Genomic DNA, 22,240 nt, shown 5'->3' with positions numbered 1-22,240 from the left:
GCCCCCGATGCCCGAAAATCACGGTATTGAATCGCCCCTGTTGGAGAAACCGTTTTGCCCCTGCCCCCACCCCAACCCCGGACCCCCATGCACACCCGCCGCGTCGAATACCGCGGCTTTCACCGCGACGACGGCCTGTGGGACATCGAGGGCACGCTGCACGACAGCAAGCCGCACGACTTCGAGATCGAGGGAGAACGCCGTTGGGCGGCGGGCGAGCCGGTGCACCACATGCACATCCGGGTCACGGTCGACGAGTCCATGGTGATCCGCGAGATCGCGGTGGTCATGGACGCGCACCCGCACGGTCCGTGCCCCGAGGCCATGGTGCCCATGCAGCGCATGGTGGGCGAGGTGCTGGGCCGCGGCTGGCGCCAGACCATCCAGCGCCACCTGGGCGGCATCCAGGGCTGCACCCACCTGCGCGAGCTGTTGTTCAACCTGGCCACCGCCGCGTTCCAGACCCGCTCGGCCTCGTTCGCACCACCGGCCGACGGCAGCCCGCCGCCCCACCTCGGTCAGTGCCTGGCCTGGGACTTCAACGGCCCGGTGGTGGAGAAGGTCCACCCGGTGTTCTTCCGCTGGCAGCCGCCAGCACGGGTCTCGTAGCCGAGGTGACCGCCTGACGCGGTCAACCCCGCTCGGGCATGGCAGATGAGTGGTGGCTCGTGATCAGCCACTGCTTGCCGTTCCACTTGTACGTGAAGGTGTAGCGAGCACGAACCGCGGTTCCGTCTGCGAACTTGAACGTGTAAAGCCCGGCATCTATCGCGGTGTTGCAGTCGACTTCTATCGAACGGGAATCGATGGCACCGACGGGCTTGCGCTGCAGGAAGTGTTCAAAGTAGTCCTCTTTCTCCTCTGCAGTCAGCCGCGGCTGGTTGGACACCGTGGGGAGAAGGATCGACTTGGTTGCATAGTTCTGCACGACCTTCTTCGGTTCGCCGGTCTGCAGAGACACGTTCCAGCGGTCGAACAGCGCAGCGACCTCCTTCTCGGACGTTGCCTTGCAGACTTCGGATCGAGCGAAGGAGGACTGCGCAGCAACGGCGAGGGCGGTAACGATGACGATACGAGCAGCAAGCATGGAAGCTCCAGAAGTGTGGGAGCCGCCACTGTTCCAGATGAAGCTGAAGCCAACCTTAAGCGTGCCTGGGAGCTTGAGCTGAGCGCACTTGTCGCTGGTTGCGAGTTCGGTTCTTGTCATGCAGCTTCAAGATTTCATGTCCGGATATGGCGAGCCAGGTTGTCCAGGTTGGCGTGAAATGCTCCCCGGCGTCCACGCAGGTGTGGCGCAAACCATGGGAGAACTGACATGAAGTTGCTGATCAATGGAATCCCGACGGCGTTCGTGCACGAACTTCGTGAAGGAGGCTTGGATGCGAACGGGCAAGCGCCAGTGGTTCGAGTAGCCGAGGGTGCTGGCAATCCCTGCCGTCACTGCCTTGAGTTGATTGCGCCGGGGGAAGACAAGCTGGTCCTGTCGTACCGGCCTTTCCCGGTCGCGCAACCTTACGCGGAGACGGGTCCGATCTTTCTGCATGCGAGCGACTGCACGCGCTACGAGGGCGATCAACTGCCGTTCTGGTTCTCGTACCTGCAGCCGGCCCTCGTGCGCGGATACGACCGGAACGACTGGATCGTGTACGAGACAGGCGAAGTCGTTGAGGGTCTGGAGCTTGAACAACACTGCCGAAGGATTCTCGAGCGCGAGGACATCGAGTACGTTCACATCCGGTCCAAGTTCAATTGCTTTCAGTGCAAGGTGGAGCGAGGCTGACGCGCCGAGAGCGTGGGACGAGGATTGCGCCGCCCGTCGCGACGGGCACCGTCAGTCCACGATGAAGATCTTGGCCCCGATCTTCGTCCTGGATCGGTGAGGCTCGGCGTTGTCGGCAACCTGGTAGCTCATGCCTGGCTTGAGCGTGAAGGTTCTTCCATCGGCCAGTTCGGTGTGGAGTTCCCCGTCGGTGCACAGAAGAATGTGGCCCTTCACGCACCAGTGATCCGCCAGGTAACCCGGCGTGTATTCGACCATGCGGACGCGGATGGATCCGAAGTGGCACGTTTGCCAGTAGGCCTTGCCAGTGTCACCTGCATGTTCGGTCCTGGGGATTGAGGCCCAGTCTGTCGTTCCGAACGGGATTCCTTGCATCTCCACGGCGTCAGTCCTTTGGTTCAGATCGAACTTGTTTGGGGTGGCTGGCGGGGGATTGGAGGAGCGTCGTTCCGTCATTCGCGGTGCCTGAAGGCTCAATGAGCAGGAAATGAGCCTCCTCGGTGGCGATGGGGCGATGCTCGACACCTCGAGGAACCACAAACACTTCACCCGGGCCGAGGCAAACACTGCGATCTCTCATTTCGATCGTGAGCTTGCCTTTGACTACCAAGAAGAAGTCGTCTGTGTTTTCGTGCTTGTGCCATGCATACGAGCCCCTGGCTTTCGCAACCATGACTTCGTTGCCATTGAAGCGCGCAACCGTCGCGGGTTGCCAAGGCTCTGAAACGGTCGATAGCGCAGCATCGATATTTGCTGGACTCATTGTGCTGAACTCCTCGCAGTTGAAGGGGGACGGGACGCCTGACGTTCGAGTTAGACCTCAACCCACAAAGACGATACAGCACGGGCAGTGCCTCCGGCCATAAGGCGAGAGATCTTGCCGTTTGGTAGTTCGAGGACGACCTTTATGACACTTGGCGACGGAGGCTTCATCAGCCAGCCTTGTTCAATAAATATCTCCCGATCCTCAACCCCGAGGTGATCATGCAGAAAGCACGCAAGTGGACCGGCGGCCATTCCCGTTCCCGCTTCCTCAGGTATTCCGAAGCGTGGGGCAAACATGCGTGCCCCAGCATGACGGCCCTGCACTTTCGTCGTTGTTGAGAACACGTAGTACCCAATCAGGTCCAATTCATCGCTGAGTGACTCGACCAAGCCAAGGTGTGGCCGCAGTTCGGCCACTGACCGCTCGTCAGGCAACGGGACGAGAAGGAACGGGTTCCCGGTGTTGACCACAAACGGATCGACTCCGCTCAGCAACAGCGCTTGCATAAGGCCGAGAGAGGCAACTACCCGGTCTCCCAATTCAGACGCAGCTGCGACTGGGGTGTACTTCGGGGCGCGTTGCTCCATGAAAGCCATTTCACCGTCTACGAGGATATCCCGGCTGCCATCAATTGTTTCTTTGGAAAGGTGGCCTTCACCGACGAGTCCAAGTTGTCGCAAGAGAGAAAACGTGGCAATGGTGGCATGCCCGCAGTGGGCAATCTGTCGCGTTGGCGTGAAGAACTCGAGTTTGATGGTTGCAGTGTCTGACGTCGAAACGAAGGCAGTCTCAGACAGACCGACCTGCTGGGCAACCTTCAGTTTCTGTGCTGCGGTCAGAGCATTCGCATCAACCACAACACCGGCGGGATTGCCGCCAGTTGCTCCGTCGATGAAGGCATTGACGATCTGAATTTCGATATGCATGAGTTCTCCAATGGGGTCTACCGTCGGAGATGACCGGCGACCCGCGGTGAGTGAAGCGGCGAAGCCTCGGAACGCCGCTGGGCGTCCGTGTCGATCGACCTGTCAGGCGTCCACGCCATGGGAAGAAGTGCAGCGTAGACCATGAGCCAGCGACGCCAGACAGGTGGATTGCCACGAGAACTCGGGTTCGAAGGACTCACGATCCGCCACTGCGCCATAGCCGCCTTGCCCATAGACCGCTGCATAGGCGGCGTACTCGGCTGCCTGGCGCGCCTTGCCCGCGAGTGCGTTGGCCACCGCATAGGTTGCGGACACGGCGGCGTGGCCACACCCGTCCATGGACTTGGAGCCCTGATGGCGGTTTGCGAGGCGGGCAGCTTCTGCCGCGAGTTGTTCGAGGTGGGCTCGATCGACAGTTCCCTCGAGGTACTGGCCCAGGCCCGAGAGGCACGCCAGGACCGATGACTCTTCCAGCAGATGCTTCACTCGCAGCGTGCAAGCGTGGCCAAATTCGAGTCGCAGACGCTCGTGGGCGGAAGAGTCGAGGTCCAGCTCCCTGGCAAGGCGGTCGAGGGCGTCGTTCATGGAGATCTCCGCGATGGCTGGTTGGCGAGGTCTGACGTAATGTATCCCGTGGAACGTGCAACAGCGGCGCTTGACACCGACCCGCCAGCTCGCGTGAAATGCCGCCGGTGGGTGGACCACTGGAGGCGGAACGATGAACAAGAGAACATGGATGAGGGCGCTGCTCGCGGGGCTGGGCGCGCTCGTGCTGCTGGCGGCCATTGCGCTCGGTCTGGGTGTGATGCTGGCCGAACGCAAGATGCAGCGCACCGTCAGCGTGCAGGTGCCCACGGTCGCGCTGCGCACTGAGGCGGCCTCGGTCGAACGCGGCAAGTACCTGTTTGCGTCGCGCGGCTGCGTGGAATGCCACGGCAGCACCGGCACCGGCCGGACCTTTGTGGACGACGGTGGCCTGGTGATTGCCGGCCCCAACATCACCACCGGGCCCGGCGGCGTCGTGGCCGCCTACCAGCCGGTGGACTGGGTGCGTTCCATCCGCCATGGCGTGAACCCGAAGGGGCGCCCGCTGATGATCATGCCCAGCGAGGACTACAACCGCTTCACCGACGACGACCTGGCCTCACTCGTGGCGTATGTGCGCTCGCTGCCGCCCGCCAGCGGGCAAGGCGCGGTGGTGAAGCTGCCGCTACCGGTCAAGGCGCTCTACGGTTACGGCGCCATTCTCGATGCGGCCGCGCGCATCGACCACACGCTGCCACCCCAACAGCCCGTTCCTGAAGGCGTGACCCTGGCGCACGGTGCGTATGTGGCCAACATGTGCATCGGTTGCCACGGCGTGGGGCTGGTGGGCGGCAAGATTCCCGGCGGCCCTCCCGACTGGCCGCCCGCCGCCAAGCTCACACCCGGCGAGGGCAGCGTGATGGGGCTGTACCCCACCGCCGAGGCGATGATCGCCATGTTTCGCAGCGGCAAGCGGCCCGATGGCGCGGCGGTGCAGGTGATGCCCTTTGAATCGCTGCGCGAGATGAGCGAGACGGATCTGCGGGCTCTCTATCTGTATTTGAAGGCGTTGCCGGGGAAGGGGTGAGGGTGCCGGGCCAAAAAGCCGACGCCCACTCGATGGCCGGGCTAAGCCGCACTGGACGCAGGAACGGACTTTTTCATGGGCGCGGCAGGAGGCCTACGAGGGGTGCCTGTCTGCACAGGGGTCAGGCGGCGCTGCGCTGTTGCGACAGGAGTTTGAAAGCCAACGCACCCAGGACCAAGCCCATGACATACCGCTGGACAGCGAGCCAGAAACGGTTCCTGGCGAACCAGCCAGCAATGCCGGCTGCGCAGAGCGTGACAACGAGATTCACCGTGGCGCCTATGCAAACCTGCGTGATGCCCAAGAGAAGGCTCTGAGCAAGCACGGAACCCGACTCGGGTGAGATGAACTGAGGCAGGACCGACAGATAGAAGATGGCGACTTTGGGGTTGAGGATGCTGGTGAGGAGCCCCATGACGAACAGCTTGCGCGGCGGTTCGGCTGGGAGGTCACGCGCCTCGAATGGCGAGCGGGAACCTGGGCGGACGGCCTGCCATGCCAGCCAGAGCAAGTACAGCGCTCCGGCGAACTTGAGCAGTTCATAACCCAGGGGCACGGCCATGAAGAGTGCCGTGAGGCCCACTGCCGCACAGAGCATGTGGACGGTGAACCCGAGGACCACGCCCAACCATGACGTGATACCTGCTGCTCGGCCTTGGCAGAGCGACCGGGAGATCAGGTAGATCATGTTGGGGCCTGGGGTCAGCGCCATCAACAGCGCAGCACCGACGAACACAAGGAGAAGGGAGTTGGAAATCATGGTGGATCTGAAAGGGACGGGTTTTGTGAGGCCCAAAGTTTTGAGATGAGGCTCGTCTCGGCCGGAGGCTTGGGCCTTACTCGATGCGCCACACCATGGGAAGCGCGTACCGGCCGGGTGGAAGTGGGTCGTCGGGCTGTGGACTGACCGAGGCGATGCATTGGTTCAGGTGCGCCAGAGCGGCGTGGTCCAGTATCTGGTGCCCACTTGATCGAAGGAGGCCCGGATTCTGAATCTGTCCAGCGGCGGCAACGGTGAATGCGACGACGGTCTGTCCTTCCTGCTCGTTTCGCAGAGCGGCAACCGGGTACGCCGGTTGCCGCCTGAAGCAGGCGCCCAAGCGAGATGCAGCAACCCTTCGAGCTGCAGCGGCACCTGTTGGTGTTGCCTCTTGTGGGGCCCCGGCGGTTGGCGGAGAGGTCTGCTCCTGTGCTGAAGCGTGACCTGCGAGCGCAGTGACAAGAAGTGCAATCGGGATGCGTGACATCGGAAGTGTTCGTGGGGCCTCAGGCGTCCAGCGTGTAGATCTTCGCCGTGGCGCGCTCTTCGACGCTGTACGCTGCAAACAGCCTGTCCCATTCGGCCCCCGCAGCTCCAACCGTTGGTACTCGGTCGACGATCATTGCGGTGACCTCTTCGGTATTGGCATCAAGCTCGGCGACCTGCTCCCGATCAGGAAGCAGCAGTTTGGCAATCGGACCTTCTGGCGCTGCAATGACCACCAGATACGTCGTTACCTCACGATGCTCGGCTTGCACATGTGGCGCCGGCACTTGGCCACCAAATCCTTGGCTCATGGCTCGTCTCCAATGCGTCGTTGGACGCTGAATGCATTCTGCACCTCACATCCGCCAACGGCTTCGGGATTTCACCCCACCACCGCCGCGTACACCAGGTTCCGCATCATCGACCGGTAGTGCACCCGCTGGTTCGGCGCCTGCGCCATGAAGATCGCGAACAACTCCAGCGCCGGGTCGACGAAGAAGTGGGTGCCACCGATGCCGCTCCAGTGGTAGGTACCCACCGAGCCGGGCACGGGGGCCACGCCCGCCTCGGTGCGCACGGCAAAGCCCAGGCCGAAACCGTGGCCTGGTGGCAGCAGCGGGTTGTCGGCGTGGTTGATGGCGCTGCCCAGGTGGTCGGCCGTCATGTAGGCCAGGGTGTGCGGTGACAGCAGTCGCTGGCCATTCAGTTCACCCCCGTTGCAGAGGCATTGCAGGAAGCGTGCGTAGTCGTGCAGGGTGGACATCAGACCGCCGCCGCCCATTTCCAGCGCAGGCACTTCGCGCGGGTCGTGCATGGGCATCTGCTTGCCGCCGTCGGGGTCGTGTTCGAAAGCCTCGGCGATGCGGTGGTGTTGCGCGGGTGGCACGAAGAAGGCGGTCTCCATCATGCCCAGCGGCTGCAGGATGGTCTCTCGCAGGAAGGCGCCGAGTGGCTGGCCCGTGATCACCTCGATCACGCGGCCCAGCACGTCGGTGGCGCGGCTGTAGGCCCACGCAGTGCCAGGCTGGTGCGCCAGCGGCAGCGCGGCCAGGCGTTCGCACAGCCCGGCGTTGGTCTGCTGGCGCTCGCCCAGACCGGCCTGCGCGTAGAGCTGGTTCACGTGGTCGTTGCCGGTGAACTCGTAGGTGAGGCCCGCGGTGTGGCGCAGCAGGTCCTGCACCGTGCTCGGCTGCGTGGCGGGCACCAGCGTCACGCCGTGGGGCCCGGGAACGGCCACCTGCTGCTGCAGGAAGCCCGGCACGTACCGGCCCACCGGGTCGCTCAGCAGCAGCCGGCCTTGCTCGACCAGCATCATGGCCGCCACCGAGACGATGGGCTTGGTCATGGAGTAGATGCGGAAGACCGCGTCCGTGCCCATGGGTGCCTCGTGCGCCGGGTCGAGCCGGCCCACGGCGGTGTCGAGCACCACGCGGCCGCGCCGCGCGATCAGCACCGCCGCACCGGGCAGGCGGCCGCGGTCCACATCACGCTGCAGCACCTGCACGATGCGCTGCGTGCGCTCGGGGCACAGCCCCACCTCGGCTGGCGTGGCCGTTGGCAGTCCGTGCATGGTCATGCCGAAACCTCGGCGCAACGCGCTGCGGCGCTCATGCGCCGTAACGCTGGCGGGCGAGCGCGGCGCCCTGGGCCAGCGCTTCGAGCTTGGCCATGGCCACCTCGCGGCTCATGGGCGCCAGGCCGCAGTTGGTGCAGGCGATCAGCTTGTGCTTCGGCACGTACTTCAATGCCAGACCGATGGTGTCGGCCACTTGCTCGGGTGTTTCGATCACGTCGCTGGCCACGTCGATCACGCCCACCATCACGTCCTTGCCGTCGAGCAACTGCATCAGCTCGGGCGGCACGTGCGAGTGGAAACACTCCAGGCTCACCTGCTGGATGCTGCTTTTCGCGAGTGCCGGAAACACCTGCTCGTACTGGCGCCACTCTTCGCCCAGCGTCTGCTTCCAGTCCACATTGGCCTTGATGCCGTAGCCGTAGCAGATGTGGACCGCCGTGGTGCAGGTGAGGCCGCGCGCGGCCACCTCCAGTGCGGCCACGCCCCAGTCGGCCGCGTCCTGCATGTAGACGTTGAAGGCCGGCTCGTCGAACTGGATGATGTCCACGCCATCGGCCTGCAGCGCCAGCGCCTCCTGGTTGAGCAGCTCGGCAAAAGCCATGGCCATCTTCACCTTGTCGCCGTAAAAGCGGTCCGCCACCGTGTCCACGATGGTCATGGGGCCGGGCAGGGTGAACTTGAGTTTCTTTTTGGTGTGCTTGCGCGCGAGCTGCGCTTCAAACGCGTGCACGCGGCCTTTGAGCTTGAGCGGAGCCACCACCTGCGGCACCTGCGCGTCATACCGGTTGTTGCGGATGCCCATCGTCACCTTGTGCTCGAAGTCGATGCCCTCGACCTGCTCCACAAAGCCGTGCACGAAATGCTGGCGCGCCTGTTCGCCGTCGCCAATCACGTCCAGGCCCGCGTCTTCCTGCGCCTTGATCCACAGCAGCGTGGCGTCGGCCTTGGCCTGCTGCAGCTCGGCGCCTTGCGACTTCCACTGCGGCCAGAGCTTTTCGGTTTCGGCCAGCCAGGCCGGCTTGGGCAGGCTGCCTGCGATCGCGGTGTCGAACATGGTGTCTCCGGGTGTTGTAGGTAGCACCGGAATCTTACTCAGACCGTGGCGTTTTCGCTGTCGCGGGGGCTTGGCGGCCCCCGTTGTTCTCAGCGCGGCGCCAGGCGCTCGGCCAGCACGCGCAGCGCCACCAGCTGTTCGCCGATGAACTTGGCCGTGGTCTCGTCGGTCAGTTCGCCTTCGGCGTTGAACTTGCTGCCCGAATGGCTGATGAAGACCTCGGGCTTGTTCAGCGTGAAGGCATTCAGGAACACCATCACCTGGCGCAGGTGGTACTGCACGCGGGCGGTGCCCACCGGGCCGGGGCTCGCACCGAGGATGGCCACCGGTTTGCCATCAAACGGCGGCGCGGGTGGACGCGACATCCAGTCCAGCGTGTTCTTGAGCACGCCCGGGATCGAGAAGTTGTACTCGGGCGAGGCGATCAGCACCGCGTCGGCGGCGGCGATCTTCGCCTTGAGCGCGCTCACCGCAGCGGGTTCACCGGCGGCGCGCACGTCGTCGTTGTAGAGCGGGATGTCGGCGATGTCGACGATCTCGATCGCCATGCCGACAGGGGCCAGGCGCTGCGCGGCGCGCAGTGCCATGGTGTTGGTGGAACTCTTGCGAAGGCTGCCGGAAATGGCGACAACTTGAAACGTCATGGCGTGTCCTGAAGATGAAAAAGAGGAGATCAGTCGAGCGAGATGTTGGCCGCGCGGATCAGTGCGGTCCAGCGCTCCACATCGCGCTTGAGCATGGCAGAAGTCTGCTCAACGCCGATGGCCAGGGGTTTTCCACCGGCCTTGGTGAAGACCTCGCGCAGTTCGGGCTCGGCGATCACCGCGGCCAGCTCGGTGCGCAGGCGCTGCAGAGCCTGAGGCGGCGTGCCGCGCGGGGCGAAGAAACCGAACCAGGACTCCAGGTCGAGCCTGGCCACGCCGGTTTCATTGAGGGTGGGCACGGTGGGCTGCAGCGCGTTGCGCTCGGCGCCCGAGACGGCGAGGGGAAACACCTTGCCCGTCTCGATGTGTGCGCGCGTGGTGGGCGTGAGGTCGAAGAACATGTCGACCCGGCCTCCGAGCAGATCGGTGTAGGCGGCCTGCGCGCCACGGTAAGGAATGTGGGTGATCTCCACCCCGGCGAGCTGCCAGAGCGCGGCGGCCAGGACGTGTTGTCCCGAGCCGTTGCCGGCCGAGGCGTAGGTCAGCTTGCCGGGGTTGGCCTTGGCGTGGGCCACCACCTCGGCCAGCGTCTTGAACGGCAGGTCCGCACGCGCGATCAGCGTATAGCTGTAGCTCACGGCCAGGCCCACGGGTTCGAAGTCGCGCAGGCTGTCGTACGAGAGGTTTTTGTAAAGGCCCATGTTGAGCACCATGTTCGACACCGAACCGGTGAGCAGCGTGTAGCCGTCGGGCGCGGCCTTGGCCGCCGCGTCGGTGCCGATCAGCGTGCCCGAGCCGGTGCGGTTCTCCACCACCACCGGCTGGCCCAGGCGCTTGGCCAGACGTTCGCCCAGCGCACGCGCCACAAAATCAAAGCCCCCGCCGGGCGGCTGCGGCACGATCACGCGCAGCGAGCGCGAGGGAAAGTCGGCCTGCGCCCAGGCGGTTGGCGCGAAAGCGCTCAACAGGCAGGCAGCGGGCAGGGCGGCCACCAGGTGGCGGCGCGAGGTCGAGAAGGTGGCGTCTTGCATGTCTGTCTCCGGTGTTGTTGTGCTCGGGTGGCGGATCAGGCGGGGTTGATGTCCCGCTCCAGCGCGCCGCCGGCCAGCCAGGCCGCGCCCCGGAGGTAGAGCGCCTGTACTTCAGGACCCTTGAGCATGGGCATGTCGAGCTTGACCGTGTAGCCGATGCGGGTCTGGATGTAGGCGAGATGCCGGTAGCCCTCGGGGAAACCGGCCAGGGCCTGCTGGTCGAGCGAGAGTTGCGCCGCAGGGTCGACCGCGTCGATGCGGTCCTTCTCGTAGATGGGCTGGCGGTGCAGCAGCTTCCACTCGCCATCGACCTTCACCACGAAGTCGTAGAAACGGCCGGTGCACACCACGTCGCACAACACCGGGCCACCTTCGCCTTCGACCATGCCGCGCTGGGAGATGGTCATTTTGGTCTGCGCAATCGCGCGGTCTCCCGCCACCTCGATGGCAGAGCCACCGAGAAAGTGCAGGATGCTCACGCCCTTGGCCCAGCCCTCTTGCGTGACGCGGATGAAGTCGGCAAAGGGGCCTTGAAACCAGGTGGCCATCATCACGCCGTGCGGGTGCCAGACGGTGGCGAAGCGCTCCCAGTCACCGGCATCGCGCCACACCGCCCAGCGCTCCACCATCTGTCGAATCTTCAGTTGCTCGTTCAGGTCGTCGCTCATGGTGTGTCTCCTCGCTTGTTGTGTGGGTGCATGCGGCGGCGCGCGCGCAGGCCCGGTCCGACGCCGGGCGTGGGCGCACTCTATGTCGATCACCACGAGGAATGAACCCCCGGGCTGGAAATCAAATTTGCAGAAACTGCAAAACCCGGGGTGGCGTGGTTGAGTGATAGTGGTTGGCGCGACGGGCGTGGCACCTCGCCCGTGGTTACGTGACCCCATGTGCCCTCATCAAAAAACCTCAGGAGACAAGACATGAAACCTTTTCACCGCATGAATTCGGTGGCCCTTGCCATGGGCCTCGCTCTGGGCACGTGCGCCGTGCAGGCGCAGACCGCCGCGCCCACCGCTCCCCCGCCACCCGCCTGGAAACAAGGCATGCCCGAGGGCATGGCCACCTCCACGCTGGCGCCCCTGGCCGGCAAGAACACGGCCACACCGGCGTCCGACATTCCGGTCGACAAGATCAAGTTGCCACCAGGCTTCAAGGCCGAGATCTGGGCCACGGGTCTGCCGGGCGGACGCGCCATGACGCAGGGTGACGAGGGCAAGATCTATGTGGGCACGCGTGGCCTGGGCCGCGTGTACGAGGTGTCCGACAGCGGGGCCAGCCGCAGCGTGCGCACCGTGGTCGACAAGCTCAACCAGCCGGCCGGTGTGGCCTACAACAAGGGCGCGCTGTATGTGATGGCCATCGACAAGGTGCTGCGCTTTGATGGCATCGCCAACAACCCCGCCGCCGCGCCGGTGGACATCACCGCCGCCTTCAACCTGCCCAAAGAACAGCACCACAACTGGAAGTACATTGCCTTCGGCCCGGACGGCAAGCTCTATGTGCCCTTCGGCGCACCGTGCAACATCTGCGCGCTGCCGTCGCCGGAGTACGCGCAGATCCGCCGCTACAACCCCGACGGCTCGGGCATGGAGGTGGTGGCCACCGGCGTGCGCAACAGCGTGGGCTTCGACTGGCACCCCACCACCCGGGAACTCTGGTTCAGCAACCATGGTCGCGACTGGTTGGGTGACGACTCGCCCAACGACACCGTCAACCGCATGCACAAGGTGGGTCTGAATTTCGGCTTCCCGTCCTGCCACCAGGGCAACCTGCCGGACCCCGACATCAAGAAGGAAAAAGCCTGTGCCGACGTTGAGCAGCCGGTCGCCCTCATGGGCCCGCACGCCGCGACCATGGGCATGACCTTCTACACCGGCAACATGTTCCCCGCCGAGTACAAGGGCGTGTTGTTCACGGCGCGCAAGGGTTCGTGGAACCGCACCAAGAAGATCGGTTACGACATCGTGATGGTCAAGGCCAGCGCCGATGGCAAGAACAGCCAGGTGGTGCCGTTCATGACCGGTTTCATGAACGAAGCCGACCAGTCGTTCTGGGGCCGTCCGGCCTACATGCTTCAGATGAAGGACGGCTCGCTGCTGGTCTCCGACGAGCAGCTCGGCGCGATCTACCGCGTCTCCTACGCGAAGTAAGCCATGGTGAAGATGTCTCTTGCGCGGGGCGTGTCAACAACGCTCCTGGGACTGATTTTCTGGGTCGGCTCCCCGGTGTGGGCGCAAGACATCTCGATGCGTCTGATGGCGTGTGCGGCCTGCCACGGGGTGGACGGCAATTCGCAGTTGCCCAACATCCCGTCGCTGGCCGGGCAGCCCAAGGTGTTCATCGAAAACCAGCTCGTGATCATCCGCGAGGGGCTGCGTGAGATCCCGGCCATGAAGGGGTTGCTCGATGGTGTGAGCGACGCTGAGATCACCGCGATGGCGGTGCATTTCTCCAAACTGCCGGCGCGCAACGCACCGCCAGTGGCGGACCCGGCGCTGATGGCCCGGGGCAAGGCCCTGGCCGAGGGCATGCGCTGCGGCATCTGCCACCTGCCGGACTACCGCGGGCGCGAACAGATGCCCCGGCTGGCTGGCCAGCGCGAGGACTACCTGCTGACTTCAATGCTGCAGTTCAAGAACAACCAGGCGATCGGGCGCGACACCATCATGGCCGCCTCGCTCCACGGCATCTCCGACGGCGACCTGAAGGCGCTGGCCCACTTTCTGGCACGCGTGGCGCCGTAGAGCGGACCTGCCGCCGGGCCGCCCCAAGGCAGGGCCAGCCCCCTCGGGGGGCAGCGACCCGCGCAGCGGCGGAGCGTGGGGGCTTGTTCAGGCTGCGCTCGTTTCCCGGTCGCTCAGGGTCACCAGCAACTGGATGATTTCGGCACATTCTTCCTCGATGCGCGCGATGCGGTGGGACACGGCCGGCGACAGGCTCTTCTGGTCGGTGTGGCGTATCGATTCGGTCTGCTCCAGGATGGCCGACATGCGCTCGAACAGCTCCGAGGTGATGTCATCGGCGCTGGTCGCGGGCAGAGCGGGTTTCACCGGCACGACCACAGGAGCGCTGACAGCGCTGGTTTTTTTGGCAAGCGGGGGAAACTCCGCAAAGATCTGCGTTTCCGCAAAACCGTTTTCCAGCTCCACCCGGGAATGACCGGGTGGTTTGGGACCCCTGGGTTCGTACACCTGCCCGGTCTTGCTGGTGAAGTCGCCCTGGGACGAGAAGCTCAGTTCGATCGATTCGACGTCCTGGTTCAGCAGCCGATCCACCCGCTCACGGACTTCCTCGCGGTTGATCGGCTTGAGGAAGAAGTCCACCGCACCCAGTTCCATCGCCCGGCGGCGATAGCTCTCCTCGGTGTGCGACGTGACCATGATGACTTTCGTGTCTCGTGTCTCGGGGTTGTGCAGCATGCGCTGCATCACCTCGTAGCCGCTCAGGTCGGGCATGTCGACGTCGATCAGCATCAGGTCGGGCCGGTGCGCCTGGAGCTTCTTCAGGGCATCTTCACCGCGCACCGAGAAGTACAACTGGGCGCACTCCATCAGGGTGCGCGCGAGCACGTGCACCATGGTTGGATCGTCATCGACGATCAGCACTCGGCGTCGCTCGGGCGTGGCATCGAAGGTGGAAGTGTTCACTGGTGTCTCCAGTTGGTTGAAGAAGTGATGTTCCGTGTTTCCGCGCCACGGCAAACCCCGGAAAAGCGGCACCGGGCGCCCGCAGATCCCCGCATCGGTGGCCCGATCGTCGCAACTGGCGGGTTGTGCTGCCGCTTATCAAGGGCTTGCTTGCGGGCAGCGGCAAGACACTTGAGCGTCCTGCCCCATCAGAGACTGCACCCATGAACTCAGACCTGCCTCCTCGCCAGCGGATGCTCACCAGCTTCAGCCTGACCGTGGCGATCGTGTGCCTGGGCCTGGTGGCCAGCGCCCTGGGAGCCTGGTCCCTGGCGCGCCGGGTGCAGGCCGATGCCCAGACGGAGTTCGCCCGCAAGAGCGAGCTGATCACCACGGAGGTCACACAGCGCCTGTCGGCTTCGGTCTACGGGCTCAAGGGCGCACGTGGGGCCTTTGCAGCCAGCGCGCAGGTGGACCGCCGCGAGTTCAAGGCATTCGTCGATTCAATGGATCTGCAGGGCGAGTTCCCTGGCAACCGGGGCTTCGGTCTGGTGGACCGCGTGCGGCGCGCGGAACTGCCCGCCTACCTCAATCGTGTGCGCACGGGCGACGCCCCGGGGTTGGAGCTGCAGCAGTTCAGCGAGAAGGACCGCGACACGCTCTACGTCATCCGTTACGTCGAGCCTGAAGAGCTCAACCCGGGCATCATGGGAATTGACCTGGGCAGCGGTCCTCGTGCCCGGGTTGCTATCGAGAGCGCCATTGCCAGTGGCGAGACCACGCTCAGCCCCGCCGTGCCCCTGGTGCGCAATGGCCAGACCTCGCCGGGTTTCCTGATGTTTTTGCCGGTTTACGTCGGTGGCCTGTTCCCGTCCACCAAAGAAGACCGGGAAGCCCAGCTGGTTGGTGTGCTGTATGCGCCGCTGATTGCCCGCGATGTGCTGGTCGGTGTCACCGCTGTCACCCAAGACCTGGTCACGTTCCAGCTGTACGCGGGACACGAGGAGCCTGCACGGGACAACTGGGTTGCCGGTTTTCACGCCATCGACGGCGGGCACGGCATCACCCGCACCAACGAGGGCCGGCTCGCGCCGCCCGCCGAGTACAACCAGCAACTGCGCTTTCAGGTGTACGGGCAGAGCTTCACCTTGCACACCAGCAGCACACACGCCTTCGAACAGTCGATCACGCAGTTGCCCGCTTTTGTGGTGCTGGGCGTGGGCATTCTGCTCACCCTGGCGCTGGCCTGGATGTCCACCCAGTCGGTGCGTGCACGTCTGAAAGCCGAGGCGCTGGCACGCTCGATGACGATCAACCTCGAGCGGTTGGCGGTGGTGGCGCAACGCACGTCCAACGCGGTCGTGATCACCGACACCCAGCGCCGCATCACCTGGGTCAACGACGGCTTCGAGCGCATCACCGGCTACAGCATGGGTGAGGTGATGGGACGCCGTGCCGGCGAGTTCGTGCAGTTCGAAGGGACGGACCTGCGTGAGCTGGCGCGCTTGAGGGAGACCCTGGACGCGCGCCTGCCGTTTCATGGGGAACTGCTCAACCGCAGCAAGAGCGGGCAGGAATACTGGATTGAACTGGAAATTCAGCCGCTGAAATCCGAAGCCGGTGAATTCATGGGATTCATGGGGATTCAGAACGACGTCACCGAGCGCCGCCAGAACGCGGAGGCGCTGCTGTCGAGCCAGGCCTTCCTGGACCGCACCGGGCGTATCGGCGGCATCGGTGGCTGGGCCATGGACATCGGGACACGGCAGATCCGATGGACCGATCAGACCTGCCGCATCCACGACCGGGAGCCGGGACACCTGCCGACGTCGAAGGAGGCCTTGTCGTACTTTGCGCCCGAGGCCCGTCCCCTCATTGAGGCCGCGTTCAGAAAAGGTTTCGAAACCGGCGAGGCATTCGATCTTGAGTTGCCGCTGGTCACGGCCCGGGGCCGTGCCATCTGGGTGCGCGCGTTGGGCGAGCTGGATGTGCGTGATGGCGTAGCCCGTGGCCTGGTCGGCGCGATGCAGGACATCACCGCGGCCAAACAGTTGTCGGAGGCGATGGAGCGCAGCAATGAGGTGCTCACCAGCGTGATCGAAAGCCTGCCGTGCGCGCTCAGCGTGATCGACGCCGACGGCCGCCTGCTGGTGGCCAACACCGAATTCGGCCGCCTCTTTGGCCTGCCTGCCCACCTGCGCCAGCCCGGTGTGAGCCGGTTCGAGGACATGGTGCGCTTCAGTGCCGAGCGGGGCGATTACGGACCCGGGGATGTGGACCAGCAGGTGCGCGACCTCATCCACGCGGCGGAGACCGCCGGTCGCAAGCAGCAGTTCGAGCGCACCATGCCGGGCGGGGAAGTGATCGAGCTGCGCCGAGGCCAGATGGACAAAGGCGGCTTCGTGACCACCTACGTCGACATCACCGCACGCCGCGAAGCGGAGGCGCAGGCCCGCCGCTCCAACGAGCTCATGTCCAGCGCACTGGAAGTCACGGGCGCCGGCGTGGTGATCTTCGACGCCGACGACGAGCTGGTGTTCTGCAACGACCGCTACCGAGAGCTCTACGCCGAGATCAACGACCTGCTCAAGCCGGGCATGAAGTTTGAAACCATCGTGCGCGCGAGCCTGGCCCTGCACGAGCCACCGGCAGCGCGTGGGCGCAACGAGGAGTGGGTCGCGCAGCGGGTGCGAGACCACCGTCAGGGCGGTGACTGGGAACGCCGCATCCCCGATGGCCGAACGCTGCGCGTGGTCGAGCGCGCCATGCCCGACGGGCACGTGGTGAGTTTCCGCTTCGACATCACCCAGGTCATCCAGGCGGCGGAGGTGGCCGAGGCGGCCTCTCGCTCCAAGAGCCAGTTCCTGGCCAACATGAGCCATGAAATCCGCACACCGATGAACGCCATCCTGGGCATGCTGTCGCTGCTGCAGCGCACGGAGCTCACGTCGCGACAGCTCGACTACACCAGCAAGACCGAGAACGCGGCGCGCTCGCTGCTCGGTTTGCTCAACGACATCCTGGATTTCTCCAAGGTCGAGGCCGGCAAGCTCACGCTGGATCCCCATCCCTTCGAGGTCGATCGCCTGTTCCGCGAACTGGCAACAGTGCTCTCGGCCAGCGTGGGTGAGAAGAAAATCGAAGTGTTGTTCGACATCGACCCCACCGTGCCGCCGGTGCTGATGGGCGATGCCTTGCGCCTGCGCCAGATCCTGGTGAACCTGGCGGGCAACGCGATCAAGTTCACCAATTTCGGCGAGGTGGTGATCTCGCTGCGAGCGCGGCGCACCAGCACCGACCAGGTGATGCTGGACGTGGCCGTGCGCGACACCGGCATCGGCATTGCACCAGAGAACCAGGCCCGCATCTTCGAGGGCTTCACCCAGGCCGAAGCCACCACCACGCGCCGGTTTGGTGGCACTGGCCTCGGGCTGGTGATCTGCCAGCGCCTCGTGGCCCTGATGGGCGGCGAACTGGTGCTGGACAGCGAGCTCGGTCGCGGCACGGTGTTCCGGTTCTCCGTTGCGCTGGAGGTGCCCGCACAGTTGCAGGACGACCGCGACCTCGCACCCGGCGCGCCGGCGCTGGATGTGCTGATCGTGGACGACAACGACATCGCCCGCGACACGCTCGCCGTCATGGCGCACGCCAACGGGTGGCGCGTGGAGGTGGTGTCCAGTGGCGAAGCCGCCATCGAATGCCTGGCGCAGGCCCGCCGCGACGGGCGGCGTTTTGATGCCGTGTTCATGGACTGGCACATGCCGGGTCTGGACGGTTGGGAATCGGCGCGCCAGCTCAAATCGCCGCCGCTCAGCGAGGCCCTGGACCTGCTGATCATGGTCACCGCCCACGGTCGCGAATTGCTGGAGAGCAAGGACCTCACCGAAAAGAGCCTGCTCGACGGTTACCTGATCAAACCCGTGACCGGCTCCATGCTGGTCGACGCGGTGAAGGCGGCCCGCGATGAGCGGGACGGCGTGCTGGCGCCCGCCGCCCGCGCGCAACGCCTCGGGGTGCTCGAGGGCATGCGCATCCTGCTGGTGGAGGACAACGAGACCAACCAGCAAGTGGCCTGCGAGCTGCTGGCCGGTGAAGGCGCACGCATCACGGTGGCGGGCAACGGCCAGATCGCGGTCGACATGCTGGCGGCTGACAGCGACGCGTACGAGCTGGTGCTCATGGACGTGCAGATGCCCGTGATGGACGGCTACACCGCCACGCGCTGCATACGCGGAGAACTCGGGCTGAGCGCATTGCCCGTGATCGCCATGACCGCCAACGCCATGGCCAGCGACCGGGAAGCCTGCCTGGAGGCGGGCATGAACGACCACGTGGGCAAACCGTTTGACCTGGCCCAGTTGCTGCGGACCATTCGACAGCACATGCCGCACGCCCCCGATCACGCGACGCTTGCACCGGCGCCGTCTGGCGAGGGGCCCGCCACCACAGCGTGCGACGTGCCCGCTGCAGCCCAGGCACTGGCCGACATGCAGGGTGTCGAGCTCCAGGCAGCGCTCAACCGACTGGGCGGCAGTGCCAAGGCCTACACCCGCTTTCTGGAGCGCTTCATCGACGACCATGCCCGGCAGATCATCGAGCTGCAGGCCCGTCTGGCTGCCGGTGATTTCAAGTCTGGCGCGCGCGTGGCCCACACCCTCAAGGGGCTGGCTGGCACACTGGGTATCACACCCCTGGTGGAGCACAGCTTCAGGGCCGAGAAGGCGTTGGCGGCCGCACGTGCGGCCACCCAGGTGGATGAGTCCCTGAAACCGCTGATCGATTTCAGCCTGGACGGTCTGGTGGCGCTGCTCGCGGCGTTGCGCGTACCGCTGCCCGAGTCGCACGACGGGCAAACCATGTCGACCCGGCCGCCGGCCAACCGCCATGCCCTGCGCGACCTGCACATCCTGGTGGTGGACGACAGCGACATCCAGCTGTCCGTGACGCGCCACCAGCTGGAGCAACTGGGAGCACAAGCCACTTGTGCCACCTCGGGCGAACAGGCGCTGGGGCACCTGAGGCGCTGGCCCCGGCGTTTCGACGCCGTGTTGATGGATGTGCAGATGCCCGAGATGGACGGACTGCAAACCACCCGGCGCATCCGTGAGGAACTGGCGTTGGCGCACCTGCCCGTGATTGCCTTGAGCGCCGGCACGCAGACCGAAGACCGCGACCAGGCGATGGCCGCGGGCATGAACGATTACCTCAACAAACAGCTCGACCCCCAGCATCTGCAGGGCGTGCTGCGCGAGCACATCGAACGTGCGCGCGGCACGTCGCTGGTGGTGCTGGACGATCCAGTGCTTCCAGCAACCGGGCCGGCGCCCGTGGCGCCCGCCGATGGGGCCTGGGACGCGGTGACCTGCATCGATCACCGCGCCGCGCTGGAGCGCATGGGGGGTGACCAGGCGCTGTTCCTGAGCGCCTTGCGTCGCATGGTCGATGAGTTCAGCCCGCTGCGGCACGAGCCACCGCCCGCCGGTCTGGACGAAGCCAAGCGCGCCGCGCTGGCTTCACGCATGCACAAGCTCAAGGGCATCGCGGGTCTGGTGGAGGCGCGGCGGGTCTACACCGTGGCGCGCGGGCTGGAAGACCTCTTGCGCGCGAAGGCCCCCGAGAGTTCGGTGGTGTTGCTGTGGCCGCCGTTGCGCGCGGCCATGGCCGAACTGGAAGACGCCACACAGGCGCTGTGCGCCCTGGCCGTGGTGACCCCGCTCGCCCTGCACGATGTCGTGCCGCTGGGTGACGAGGCACTGGCCGCGTTTCGCTTGATGCTGCTGGGCCAGGACCTGGACGCGCTGTCGTTCTTTGCCGAACACCAGGCCGCGCTGGCCCAGCGGCTCGGCGCGGACGTGGCGCAACGCATGGAGCGGTTGCTGGATGCGCTGGAATTCGAAGCCGCGGCCGAACTCATCGGGCAGGCCAGCACCGTGTGAGGGGGGACGCCCGTGTGGCCATGGGCTGCGCGGGTTGTGGCGAAACGGAACAAGCCGCCGTCAGGGAAAGCCCGGGCGTGTGGGCATCGTCGGGGCGGGTGATGATCCTGCGCATGCACGCTGCCGCGCGCCACCACCAGGAGACACCCATGCCCGCCGTACCCACGCCAGAGCCGGCTTACGCCCGGGGCGCCACCACACCCGCCCTGCTGGAGCTCACCATCGGCCAGACACTGGCGCAAACCGCCGAGCGCTTCGGCGAGCGTGAGGCCCTGGTGGTCCCGCACCAGGGCGTGCGCTGGACCTGGAGCGAACTGCTGCGCCGCACCGACGCGCTGGCCGCCGGCCTGCTGGCGCTCGGCCTGCAACCCGGCGACCGCGTGGGCATCTGGGCGCCCAACTGCGCCGAATGGACGCTGATGCAGTTCGCCACCGCGCGCGCCGGCCTGATCCTGGTCAACATCAACCCGGCCTACCGTGCCAGCGAGCTGGCCTACGCGCTCAACAAGGTGGCCTGCACCGCGCTGGTGATGGCGCCCGCACTCAAGACCAGCAACTACATCGACATCCTGCGCAGTCTGGCGCCCGAGATCGACAGCAGCTCGCCCGGTGCGCTGGTGGCCGAGCAACTGCCCCACCTGCGCTGGGTGGTGCGACTGGGCGACGGGCACACGCCGGGCATGCTCAACTTCAACGACGTGCCGGTGCGGGCCGGCCCCGAACACGTGAGCCAGTTGGCCAGCATCGGGCCCACGCTCTTGGCCACCGACCCGATCAACATCCAGTTTACCTCGGGCACCACCGGCTTCCCCAAGGGCGCCACGCTCACCCACCGCAACATCCTCAACAACGGCTTCTTCGTGGGCGAGGCGATCCGCCTCACCCCCGAGGACCGGCTGTGCATCCCTGTGCCGCTGTACCACTGCTTCGGCATGGTCATGGGCAACCTGGCCTGCCTCACCCACGGCTGCACCATGGTCTACCCGTCGGAAGCGTTTGATCCGGCGGCCGTGTTGCAGGCGGTGCAGGCCGAGCGCTGCACCTCGGTCTATGGTGTGCCCACCATGTTCATCGCCGTGCTCGACCACCCTCAGTTCGCCGCGACCGATCTCGGCAGCCTGCGCACCGGCATCATGGCTGGCTCACCGTGCCCGATCGAGGTGATGAAGCGCGTGGCCTCCTCCATGAACATGCGCGAGGTGACCATCGCCTACGGCATGACCGAGACCTCGCCCGTGTCCACCCAGAGCGCGGTGGACGATCCGGTCGAGCGCCGCGTGTCCACCGTGGGGCGTGTGCAGCCGCACCTGGAGGTGCAGATTGTGGACACCGAAGGCCAGCGCGTGGCGCGCGGTGTGGTGGGCGAACTCTGCACGCGCGGTTATTCGGTGATGCAGGGCTACTGGGCCGACCGCGACAAGACGCAGGAAGCGATCGACGCGGAGGGCTGGATGCACACCGGCGACCTCGCCACCATGGACGATGAAGGCTACGTGAACATCGTCGGGCGCCTGAAGGACATGGTGATCCGCGGCGGCGAGAACGTGTATCCGCGCGAGATCGAGGAGTTCTATTACCACCACCCCAAGGTGCAGGACGTGCAGGTGGTCGGCGTGCCCGATGTGCGCTATGGCGAGGTGCTGTGCGCCTGCGTGGTGCTCAAGGCCGGGCAGAGCGCCACCGCCGAGGAGCTGCAGGCCTTTGCGCAGGGGCAGATCGCGCACTACAAGGTGCCGCGCTACATCGAATTCGTCGACGCCTTTCCGATGACCATCACCGGCAAGATCCAGAAGTTCCTGCTGCGCAAGGCCATGGTGGAGAAGCTGGGGCTGCAGGAGATCGCCATGGCTTGAGCGCCTCGCGGTAGCGACTTTCGACTGGTGCGGTCGGGGTCCGGGCAGGGAGTTGTGTGATCCATTACCCAAAGCGTCCCTCAAATGGGGGGCTTCGGTTACCTTGAGTAACAGAAGCGAACAACAACAACGCAAGCCACACGAGCACCCCATGTCCTTGAACTCCAGACCGCCTCCGGCCACCCGCGCC

At 65.4% G+C, this 22,240-nt stretch carries 21 protein-coding genes; 7 read left to right on the top strand and 14 right to left on the bottom strand.

The window, feature by feature from the left end:
* Window positions 1-87 precede the first annotated feature (87 nt).
* On the top strand, window positions 88-609 hold the full coding sequence (locus IV113_RS10405) for a DUF2889 domain-containing protein (protein WP_291084118.1): 522 nt from the start codon (window positions 88-90) through the stop codon (window positions 607-609).
* Window positions 610-631: 22 nt separating this feature from the next.
* Here IV113_RS10405 and IV113_RS10400 read toward each other — a convergent pair whose 3' ends face one another.
* Window positions 632-1,087: a DUF4440 domain-containing protein gene (locus tag IV113_RS10400; RefSeq protein WP_291084190.1), complete on the bottom strand. Its 456-nt coding sequence runs from the start codon at window positions 1,085-1,087 to the stop codon at window positions 632-634.
* A gap of 228 nt (window positions 1,088-1,315) precedes the next feature.
* Between IV113_RS10400 and IV113_RS10395 the strand changes: the two genes are divergently transcribed.
* A complete protein-coding gene (locus IV113_RS10395) occupies window positions 1,316-1,780 on the top strand; it encodes a DUF1203 domain-containing protein (RefSeq protein ID WP_291084115.1) in 465 nt (154 codons plus the stop codon).
* A gap of 51 nt (window positions 1,781-1,831) precedes the next feature.
* Here IV113_RS10395 and IV113_RS10390 read toward each other — a convergent pair whose 3' ends face one another.
* From IV113_RS10390 to IV113_RS10375, 4 genes are all read right to left on the bottom strand, one after another.
* On the bottom strand, window positions 1,832-2,161 hold the full coding sequence (locus IV113_RS10390) for a DHCW motif cupin fold protein (protein ID WP_291084112.1): 330 nt from the start codon (window positions 2,159-2,161) through the stop codon (window positions 1,832-1,834).
* Window positions 2,162-2,165: 4 nt separating this feature from the next.
* Window positions 2,166-2,543: a cupin domain-containing protein gene (locus IV113_RS10385; protein ID WP_291084109.1), complete on the bottom strand. Its 378-nt coding sequence runs from the start codon at window positions 2,541-2,543 to the stop codon at window positions 2,166-2,168.
* 50 nt (window positions 2,544-2,593) lie between these two features.
* A complete protein-coding gene (locus IV113_RS10380; RefSeq protein WP_291084106.1) occupies window positions 2,594-3,472 on the bottom strand; it encodes a PhzF family phenazine biosynthesis protein in 879 nt (292 codons plus the stop codon).
* Between the two features lie 102 nt (window positions 3,473-3,574).
* Window positions 3,575-4,057, bottom strand: a complete 483-nt coding sequence (locus tag IV113_RS10375) for a hypothetical protein (RefSeq protein WP_291084104.1) — start codon at window positions 4,055-4,057, stop codon at window positions 3,575-3,577.
* Between the two features lie 133 nt (window positions 4,058-4,190).
* Here IV113_RS10375 and IV113_RS10370 point away from each other — a divergent pair, with 133 nt between their 5' ends.
* A complete protein-coding gene (locus tag IV113_RS10370) occupies window positions 4,191-5,084 on the top strand; it encodes a c-type cytochrome (RefSeq protein WP_291084101.1) in 894 nt (297 codons plus the stop codon).
* 121 nt (window positions 5,085-5,205) lie between these two features.
* On the opposite strand, the gene IV113_RS10365 is transcribed toward IV113_RS10370, so the two are convergent.
* The 8 genes from IV113_RS10365 to IV113_RS10335 form a co-directional block, all read right to left on the bottom strand.
* Entirely contained in the window at window positions 5,206-5,844 is a 639-nt protein-coding gene (locus tag IV113_RS10365) for a LysE family translocator (RefSeq protein WP_291084188.1), read from the bottom strand.
* A gap of 76 nt (window positions 5,845-5,920) precedes the next feature.
* Window positions 5,921-6,331: an energy transducer TonB gene (locus IV113_RS26235; protein WP_363318602.1), complete on the bottom strand. Its 411-nt coding sequence runs from the start codon at window positions 6,329-6,331 to the stop codon at window positions 5,921-5,923.
* A 19-nt stretch (window positions 6,332-6,350) separates the two neighbouring features.
* Entirely contained in the window at window positions 6,351-6,641 is a 291-nt protein-coding gene (locus IV113_RS10360; protein WP_291084094.1) for a hypothetical protein, read from the bottom strand.
* A 71-nt stretch (window positions 6,642-6,712) separates the two neighbouring features.
* Window positions 6,713-7,906, bottom strand: a complete 1,194-nt coding sequence (locus IV113_RS10355; protein ID WP_363318601.1) for a serine hydrolase domain-containing protein — start codon at window positions 7,904-7,906, stop codon at window positions 6,713-6,715.
* A 31-nt stretch (window positions 7,907-7,937) separates the two neighbouring features.
* Window positions 7,938-8,960, bottom strand: coding sequence for a methionine synthase (locus IV113_RS10350; RefSeq protein WP_291084091.1), 1,023 nt, complete (start codon window positions 8,958-8,960; stop codon window positions 7,938-7,940).
* 89 nt (window positions 8,961-9,049) lie between these two features.
* Window positions 9,050-9,604, bottom strand: a complete 555-nt coding sequence (locus IV113_RS10345) for an NADPH-dependent FMN reductase (RefSeq protein ID WP_291084088.1) — start codon at window positions 9,602-9,604, stop codon at window positions 9,050-9,052.
* A 29-nt stretch (window positions 9,605-9,633) separates the two neighbouring features.
* Window positions 9,634-10,635 (bottom strand): tripartite tricarboxylate transporter substrate binding protein, encoded by a 1,002-nt coding sequence (locus IV113_RS10340; RefSeq protein ID WP_291084085.1) that lies wholly within the window; start codon window positions 10,633-10,635, stop codon window positions 9,634-9,636.
* A gap of 35 nt (window positions 10,636-10,670) precedes the next feature.
* Window positions 10,671-11,303: a nuclear transport factor 2 family protein gene (locus IV113_RS10335; RefSeq protein ID WP_291084083.1), complete on the bottom strand. Its 633-nt coding sequence runs from the start codon at window positions 11,301-11,303 to the stop codon at window positions 10,671-10,673.
* 252 nt (window positions 11,304-11,555) lie between these two features.
* Between IV113_RS10335 and IV113_RS10330 the strand changes: the two genes are divergently transcribed.
* A complete protein-coding gene (locus IV113_RS10330) occupies window positions 11,556-12,785 on the top strand; it encodes a PQQ-dependent sugar dehydrogenase (protein WP_291084080.1) in 1,230 nt (409 codons plus the stop codon).
* A gap of 30 nt (window positions 12,786-12,815) precedes the next feature.
* Complete coding sequence (locus IV113_RS10325; RefSeq protein WP_291084077.1) at window positions 12,816-13,379, top strand: c-type cytochrome; 564 nt, start codon at window positions 12,816-12,818, stop codon at window positions 13,377-13,379.
* Between the two features lie 87 nt (window positions 13,380-13,466).
* Here the strand turns inward: IV113_RS10325 and IV113_RS10320 are convergent, their stop codons facing one another.
* Window positions 13,467-14,282 carry a response regulator gene (locus IV113_RS10320; protein ID WP_291084074.1) on the bottom strand — a complete coding sequence of 272 codons (816 nt, stop codon included), beginning with the start codon at window positions 14,280-14,282 and terminating at the stop codon, window positions 13,467-13,469.
* Between the two features lie 203 nt (window positions 14,283-14,485).
* Here IV113_RS10320 and IV113_RS10315 point away from each other — a divergent pair, with 203 nt between their 5' ends.
* Both IV113_RS10315 and IV113_RS10310 read left to right on the top strand, forming a co-directional pair.
* Window positions 14,486-20,197: a response regulator gene (locus IV113_RS10315; RefSeq protein WP_291084071.1), complete on the top strand. Its 5,712-nt coding sequence runs from the start codon at window positions 14,486-14,488 to the stop codon at window positions 20,195-20,197.
* A 149-nt stretch (window positions 20,198-20,346) separates the two neighbouring features.
* Entirely contained in the window at window positions 20,347-22,050 is a 1,704-nt protein-coding gene (locus tag IV113_RS10310; protein WP_291084068.1) for an AMP-binding protein, read from the top strand.
* Window positions 22,051-22,240 lie beyond the last annotated feature (190 nt).

It is taken from the genome of Hydrogenophaga sp. (assembly GCF_018780385.1).
Lineage (GTDB): Bacteria > Pseudomonadota > Gammaproteobacteria > Burkholderiales > Burkholderiaceae_C > Hydrogenophaga.
Note: the sequence above shows the minus strand (reverse complement) of the source record. Positions and strands in the feature narration are given on the sequence as shown.

Bases quoted from the DNA above. Each gene is read 5' to 3' on its own strand.
- IV113_RS10405 (WP_291084118.1), top strand. From the start codon at position 88: ATGCACACCCGCCGCGTCGAATACCGCGGCTTTCACCGCGACGACGGC.
- IV113_RS10400 (WP_291084190.1), bottom strand. From the start codon at position 1,087: ATGCTTGCTGCTCGTATCGTCATCGTTACCGCCCTCGCCGTTGCTGCG.
- IV113_RS10395 (WP_291084115.1), top strand. From the start codon at position 1,316: ATGAAGTTGCTGATCAATGGAATCCCGACGGCGTTCGTGCACGAACTT.
- IV113_RS10385 (WP_291084109.1), bottom strand. From the start codon at position 2,543: ATGAGTCCAGCAAATATCGATGCTGCGCTATCGACCGTTTCAGAGCCT.
- IV113_RS10380 (WP_291084106.1), bottom strand. From the start codon at position 3,472: ATGCATATCGAAATTCAGATCGTCAATGCCTTCATCGACGGAGCAACT.
- IV113_RS10375 (WP_291084104.1), bottom strand. From the start codon at position 4,057: ATGAACGACGCCCTCGACCGCCTTGCCAGGGAGCTGGACCTCGACTCT.
- IV113_RS10370 (WP_291084101.1), top strand. From the start codon at position 4,191: ATGAACAAGAGAACATGGATGAGGGCGCTGCTCGCGGGGCTGGGCGCG.
- IV113_RS10365 (WP_291084188.1), bottom strand. From the start codon at position 5,844: ATGATTTCCAACTCCCTTCTCCTTGTGTTCGTCGGTGCTGCGCTGTTG.
- IV113_RS26235 (WP_363318602.1), bottom strand. From the start codon at position 6,331: ATGTCACGCATCCCGATTGCACTTCTTGTCACTGCGCTCGCAGGTCAC.
- IV113_RS10360 (WP_291084094.1), bottom strand. From the start codon at position 6,641: ATGAGCCAAGGATTTGGTGGCCAAGTGCCGGCGCCACATGTGCAAGCC.
- IV113_RS10355 (WP_363318601.1), bottom strand. From the start codon at position 7,906: ATGACCATGCACGGACTGCCAACGGCCACGCCAGCCGAGGTGGGGCTG.
- IV113_RS10350 (WP_291084091.1), bottom strand. From the start codon at position 8,960: ATGTTCGACACCGCGATCGCAGGCAGCCTGCCCAAGCCGGCCTGGCTG.
- IV113_RS10345 (WP_291084088.1), bottom strand. From the start codon at position 9,604: ATGACGTTTCAAGTTGTCGCCATTTCCGGCAGCCTTCGCAAGAGTTCC.
- IV113_RS10340 (WP_291084085.1), bottom strand. From the start codon at position 10,635: ATGCAAGACGCCACCTTCTCGACCTCGCGCCGCCACCTGGTGGCCGCC.
- IV113_RS10335 (WP_291084083.1), bottom strand. From the start codon at position 11,303: ATGAGCGACGACCTGAACGAGCAACTGAAGATTCGACAGATGGTGGAG.
- IV113_RS10330 (WP_291084080.1), top strand. From the start codon at position 11,556: ATGAAACCTTTTCACCGCATGAATTCGGTGGCCCTTGCCATGGGCCTC.
- IV113_RS10315 (WP_291084071.1), top strand. From the start codon at position 14,486: ATGAACTCAGACCTGCCTCCTCGCCAGCGGATGCTCACCAGCTTCAGC.
- IV113_RS10310 (WP_291084068.1), top strand. From the start codon at position 20,347: ATGCCCGCCGTACCCACGCCAGAGCCGGCTTACGCCCGGGGCGCCACC.